Source organism: Lacisediminimonas sp., from assembly GCF_030645335.1.
GTDB lineage: Bacteria > Pseudomonadota > Gammaproteobacteria > Burkholderiales > Burkholderiaceae_D > Lacisediminimonas.
Genome location: NZ_JAUSNH010000001.1, coordinates 1 through 5,075 on the forward strand (window position 1 = coordinate 1; position 5,075 = coordinate 5,075).

Sequence of the window (5,075 nt, forward strand, 5' to 3'; positions counted from 1 at the left end):
CTGGTGACCAGGCGACAGCTCTCGTCGTCGTCCAGGGGGTCGAGGTCGACAGATTGCGTGACACCGGCACGCTGCAGGCGCGCAAGGCTGCGCGCCAGCGTCGTGCTGGCGGCCACCGGTCGCGTCGCCAACAGCATGCAAACCGGACCACCGGCGATCGCCAACTGCATCAGCACGTCGACATCGGCGTCGTCGATCAGGTGGCCGTCGTCGACCAGCAGCAAGATGTCGCCGCCCTGTGCCGCAGCCAGCAGCAAGCGCCGCACCGCGCCCACCACCTGGTGCCGGCCAAGCGGCCCGAGCGGCACTGTTGCCGGCGCGGCCAGTGGACTGAGCAGCGACAACACGGTACGCGCCGGCCCGCCGATGCGGTCAAGCAGCGAGCGGTCATCCAGGATCAGGCGTTCGGCCAGCGAGGCGATGACGCCATAGGCCCGGCCGGTCTCGGCGGCGTCGGCACGAAGCACAGTCCAGCCGCGCTCCCGCGCCTGTGAGGCAATTTCGCGGCAGAGTGCGGTCTTGCCGATTCCTGCCGGCCCCCGCAATACGATGCCGCCCGGCCGCTCGGTGGGCGACATGGCCATCCACGCGGCAACTTGTGCCAGCAATTGTGCCCGCCCGACCAGCGCTGGCCCGGCGGTTTGCAAGCCCGCAACGCAATGCGCATAGAGCGCCTCGGTCCGCGCATCGGGCGTGACGCCGAGCGCATTGCGCAGCGCCTCGCGCAGTTGCGCATACCAGCGCAAGGCCGCCGCGCGGTTGCCAGCGTCAATTTCACGTTGCATCAATGCCCGGTGGGCCGGCTCATCGGTGGGCTCTTGCTGCACCAGCCGCTCCCATTGGGCGCTGGCGCGGAGAAGATCAAGATAAAGCGCCGACAGCCGTTCGCGCGCGGGTTCGGTCCAGTCTTCGTAGCGGCTGCCGGGCAGCAAGTCCCCTTCATAGAAGCCGGCGGCACTGGCGCTGGCGGCGGCGTCGTGTTGAGCCAGCGCAAGCAAAGCATGTTGTTCGAATACCTCGATGTCTACCGACACGGGCCGTTCCGGCCACAGCATCAGTTCACCCGCATGCTGCACGATGCTGTCGTGCCGGCCCAGGGCCTGGCGCGCATGGTGCAGGGCCTTGCGCAGGTTGGCCGCGCCGGCGTCAGGATCGAGTTGCGGCCACAAGGCGTCAATGACGAGATCGCGCGACAGGCGGTGGCGTGCTTGCAGGCTGAGCAATTGCAACAGGTGGGTTGCGCGCAGGCTGGGCCAGCGTTCGGCGGCAATCTCGACGCCGTCAACGGCGACCGCGAAGCGGCCGAGCAAAGCGACTTCCAGCCGCGCTGGCTGACCCGGTACGTTGCCAATCGCCAGCGAGGGAACGATGGTCTCCATGGCCTGTAGTGTGCCGGCCGAAGGCCGATTTCCGCAATAGAAAATCCGAGGAACGTTTGAGGAACAACACTGGACCATGCTTCAGTCGAGCAGGCCAATACCGGCCTGCCAGATACTGAAGGAGCAAAAAATGAGCGCTCGCGAAATGCAGGTCCCCTTGTCCGGCCATGGGCCTGCCATCCTGACCTTGCCGGATCCCTTGACGCCCGATGCCCTGCACGCCCTGGAAACCTCGCTCGCCACTGTTCTCGGCACGCTAAGGGCGCAAGTGTGCGGCGAATCGATTGATGCCGGGCAACTTGAGTACGCATCGTGGATGCCCCAACTGCGCCATTAAACGCCAGCCTGTACCGGCGCATGGGCGGCGCAGCGGGCATTGCCAGCATGGTCGATGGCATGGTTGACCGCCACGCAGCCAACCCCTTGCTGGCGAGGCGGTTTCGCGACGGCGACCTGCCGCAACTGAAAGCGCAGAGTGTGGCGTTTTTCAGTACCTGCCTCGGCGCATCCTGCCCTGCGGATCAGGGCAACTCGTCACTGGCCCATGCCGGCATGCAATTCGACGGCGCCGAACTGGCCGCGGTGATCGAGGACATTGGCTTGACGCTGGAGGAAAACGGCCTGGATGCAGCCGATATCGCCGCATTGACGGCGCTGCTGTCCCGTTCCCGCGTCCATCACCCAAGCGAAAATTCCAGGGAACACGAACGATTCCGACATGACTTGCCAACCGGCGAGGCCAATGCGGCCTCACGCCAATCAAACAAGGAGACAGACATGAGCCAAGCCACCACCACCACTACGTTGTATGACCGCCTGGGCCGCCGCGACGGCATCACGCGCATCACCCGGGAACTGATCAAGAACCACCTCGCCAATCCGCTGGTCAACCGTCGGTATGCGCAAATCGAGGACATGGATCGCGTCGAGCGCAACGTGATCGATTTTTTCTGCGCGGGCGCTGGCGGACCGGAAACCTACGCCGGCCGGGACATGCTCGCAACGCATCGCGGCATGAACATCAACGAACAGGAATTCGTTGCGGTGATCGACGATGCGATGGCGGCACTGGCAAGCTGTGACGTCGATTTACCCACTCGCAACGAAGTGCTGGCAATACTCTGGTCGATGAAGGGTGAAGTGGTCAGGGTTTGACCAACGAGCCGACAAAATAATGGGGGCCGCGTTTAGCCATCTTGCGCGGCATCCAGAAACAGGTTGTTCGCAGATCTCGGCAATTATCAAACTTATTCGGATACCGACTTGCCGGCGCGGCCCGCGGTTCTATACTTGTTTTTGCTATTGTCAGGAATTGCCCAGCCATCCGTTGGATCGTATTGTTGAATTTCATTCTTTTCGGAGAAGCATCATGACCGCAGAAACGACACATCAAGAATTGACCCGCAAGCCGGGCGATCGTCCCGACGAGACCCGGCCGTTCAAGGATGGCAAAGGCAGCTTGCAGGTATTCATGCTGGGCGACCATGTGATAGGCCGTGGCGAATTCGAGCCGGGCTGGCGCTGGAGCGAGCACGTCAAGCCCATCGCTGGCACCGATTCATGCCAGGCAGCGCACACGGGGATGGTCCTGCAAGGCAGGATGATAGTAAAAATGAATGACGGCGCGCAGGTCGAATACGGACCGGGAGACATGTTCCACATGCCGCCGGGACACGATGCCTGGGTGGTGGGCAATGAGCGCTGTGTGCTGATCGATGCGACAGGTGTGGCGAAGTACGCCAAACCGCATTAAGACTGGTTGCCGACCATCCAGATGCTTTCGCCCCGCCTGTTCTGTGAGCATGACGAGTCCCAAGAAGAGCCTCGTCGTTTAAGCCAGCTTTCAGGCCTGACCAAAAATACTATGGTCGATGAAGGGTGAAGTGGTCAGGGTTTGACGGACGACCTGCCGGTGTGGCGACAGCGTGGCTACCCCGGCGTCCGCTTTGCCAGGCGGATGCCAGGAAATTGCTTCCGACGCCTGAGCCGGCGGCCGCGTCAATGCGGCGTAATGACGCCAAGGCTCAGCAGGGCGCCCGACGAATCGAGGAAAGTGGCATACAGCGGTACCAGCAGGAAGCTCATGCCGAGAACGGGATTCCAGACAAACGAGCTCAGAGAGAACGGGGCTACGTTCCGGAAGGGGACTTCATCTTCAGCAGTAGTGTTCAGACAAGGGATCACAGAAGGAACTTCCTCAAAATAACTTGGGCGACAGAAACCGAACTCCCAAAGAGAACCACTTTTCACCAGTGCCCCCGCCCCCACGGTCCCCATAAGTCGCGTCAAGCTGAACCCGGTCAGGCACCAGCCACTGTCGCCAGCCAGCTTGAAAAAATGGCCGGCCCTGGTCTTGGCCGAAAGCTTCAGCTATCAGCCAGCTCCTTTGCGACAGCGCCAGCTCGGTACCCAATCCCCAGGTAAGCCTATGGGTGCCCCTGCCCGCCTCTCTCAGCCATCCCGTGTTCAGATGCAGCACAAACGCATCATCAGCAAATGAAAAGCTCAACGGGATGTAAGCGTATAAATCACGGCTACGCCGGGCAAGGGGCAAATATTCAACAGTTCCCACGGTCAGGCCTGCGCCCCAGCCGTTGCTACTGATGGGTCGAAACAGCGTTTTCGCTTGTACCAGCGTCGTTGATGCTGAGCCTTCCCCGTTATTTACCTTCGCCCCGCCCGCCGTGAGTTCCAGGTTACCAGTCACGTTACAGCCCGGCAGAGCCCAGACTTCGTGGCCGGACTGGTTCCTCTTCACCCAGCTTTCCAGTTGGCACGACCCAGGGTCCACGATGCGGGCGTCGTCGGTGATCATGGGCCGAGCAGCGAAGGCAGTCGGGTGCAGCCAGACCAATAAGGCCAGGATGATGACTGCGATTGCGGGCATTGATAGATTCCCCATTGATGACCGCCTTGGCACGGCAGGGTCATGCCGATACCGGTTGCGAACCTGCCGGCAAGCACTGCCACATCGGGTAAAACGCCGATTAAAACTGCTGGCTCGGAAAACGAAAAAGCGCCCGCAGGCGCTTGTTTCACTACATTTTACTGGCGGAGACGGAGGGATTCGAACCCTCGATACAGGTTTAAGCCCATATGCTTCCTTAGCAGGGAAGTGCCTTCGACCTCTCGGCCACGTCTCCACTTTTTGCCCGGAACTAACGACCACCGGACAAGGCCTCGGATAATAGCCTGTGTGTGCATTGCGGTCAATGAAAGATACCTGACCGCACGCAATCAGGCAGCCTCAAGTCCGAACGCCTTGTGCAGTGCGCGAACCGCCAGTTCCATGTATTTCTCGTCGATCAGGACCGAGATCTTGATCTCCGAGGTGGAGATCATCAGGATGTTGACGTTTTCTTCCGACAGGGTGCGGAACATCTGCGAGGCGATGCCGACGTGGCTGCGCATGCCCACACCGACCACCGACACCTTGGACACCTTGGTGTCGCCGACGATACGCTCGGCGCTGATGTGGCCTTTTACGCTGCCTTCGAGCACTTCCATCGCTTTTGCATATTCGGCGCGCGGCACCGTGAACGTGAAGTCGGTCTTGCCTTCGACCGACTGGTTCTGGATGATCATGTCGACTTCAATATTGGCGTCGGCCACCGGGCCCAGGATCTGGTACGCAATGCCAGGCCGGTCGGGAACGCCAATGACGGTGATCTTCGCCTCGTCGCGGTTGAACGCGAT

General features: G+C 61.3%; 7 protein-coding genes and 1 tRNA gene. 3 read left to right on the forward strand and 5 right to left on the reverse strand.

All coding sequences use genetic code 11. From position 1 onward, the window contains the following. Nucleotides 1-1,379, reverse strand: a 1,379-nt coding sequence (locus tag Q7T64_RS00005; RefSeq protein ID WP_304789088.1) for an AAA family ATPase, incomplete at its 3' end; no start/stop codon positions are given. A gap of 130 nt (nucleotides 1,380-1,509) precedes the next feature. Between Q7T64_RS00005 and Q7T64_RS00010 the strand changes: the two genes are divergently transcribed. The 3 genes from Q7T64_RS00010 to Q7T64_RS00020 all read left to right on the forward strand — a co-directional run bounded on the left by Q7T64_RS00010 (nucleotide 1,510) and on the right by Q7T64_RS00020 (nucleotide 3,132). Continuing rightward, a complete protein-coding gene (locus tag Q7T64_RS00010; protein ID WP_304789091.1) occupies nucleotides 1,510-1,716 on the forward strand; it encodes a hypothetical protein in 207 nt (68 codons plus the stop codon). Continuing rightward, nucleotides 1,692-2,534: a group 1 truncated hemoglobin gene (locus tag Q7T64_RS00015; protein WP_304789094.1), complete on the forward strand. Its 843-nt coding sequence runs from the start codon at nucleotides 1,692-1,694 to the stop codon at nucleotides 2,532-2,534. The genes Q7T64_RS00010 and Q7T64_RS00015 overlap by 25 nt, the downstream gene beginning before the upstream one ends. Before the next feature lie 214 nt (nucleotides 2,535-2,748). After that, nucleotides 2,749-3,132: a cupin domain-containing protein gene (locus tag Q7T64_RS00020; RefSeq protein ID WP_304789097.1), complete on the forward strand. Its 384-nt coding sequence runs from the start codon at nucleotides 2,749-2,751 to the stop codon at nucleotides 3,130-3,132. A gap of 245 nt (nucleotides 3,133-3,377) precedes the next feature. Here Q7T64_RS00020 and Q7T64_RS00025 read toward each other — a convergent pair whose 3' ends face one another. The 4 genes from Q7T64_RS00025 to Q7T64_RS00040 form a co-directional block, all read right to left on the reverse strand. Next, the gene (locus tag Q7T64_RS00025) at nucleotides 3,378-3,563 is read right to left on the reverse strand and encodes a hypothetical protein (protein WP_304789101.1); all 186 of its coding nucleotides are present in this window, start codon (nucleotides 3,561-3,563) and stop codon (nucleotides 3,378-3,380) included. A 13-nt stretch (nucleotides 3,564-3,576) separates the two neighbouring features. Then, nucleotides 3,577-4,194, reverse strand: coding sequence for a hypothetical protein (locus Q7T64_RS00030; RefSeq protein ID WP_304789104.1), 618 nt, complete (start codon nucleotides 4,192-4,194; stop codon nucleotides 3,577-3,579). 234 nt (nucleotides 4,195-4,428) lie between these two features. Next, nucleotides 4,429-4,522: transfer RNA gene (locus Q7T64_RS00035), tRNA-Ser, on the reverse strand. 94 nt (nucleotides 4,523-4,616) lie between these two features. Beyond that, a partial coding sequence (locus Q7T64_RS00040) for an ACT domain-containing protein (RefSeq protein WP_304789107.1) occupies nucleotides 4,617-5,075 on the reverse strand: 459 nt, incomplete at its 5' end.

Excerpts from the sequence above, each read along its gene's own strand:
- Q7T64_RS00010 (WP_304789091.1), top strand. The coding sequence starts at position 1,510 with ATGAGCGCTCGCGAAATGCAGGTCCCCTTGTCCGGCCATGGGCCTGCC.
- Q7T64_RS00020 (WP_304789097.1), top strand. The coding sequence starts at position 2,749 with ATGACCGCAGAAACGACACATCAAGAATTGACCCGCAAGCCGGGCGAT.
- Q7T64_RS00030 (WP_304789104.1), bottom strand. The coding sequence starts at position 4,194 with ATGATCACCGACGACGCCCGCATCGTGGACCCTGGGTCGTGCCAACTG.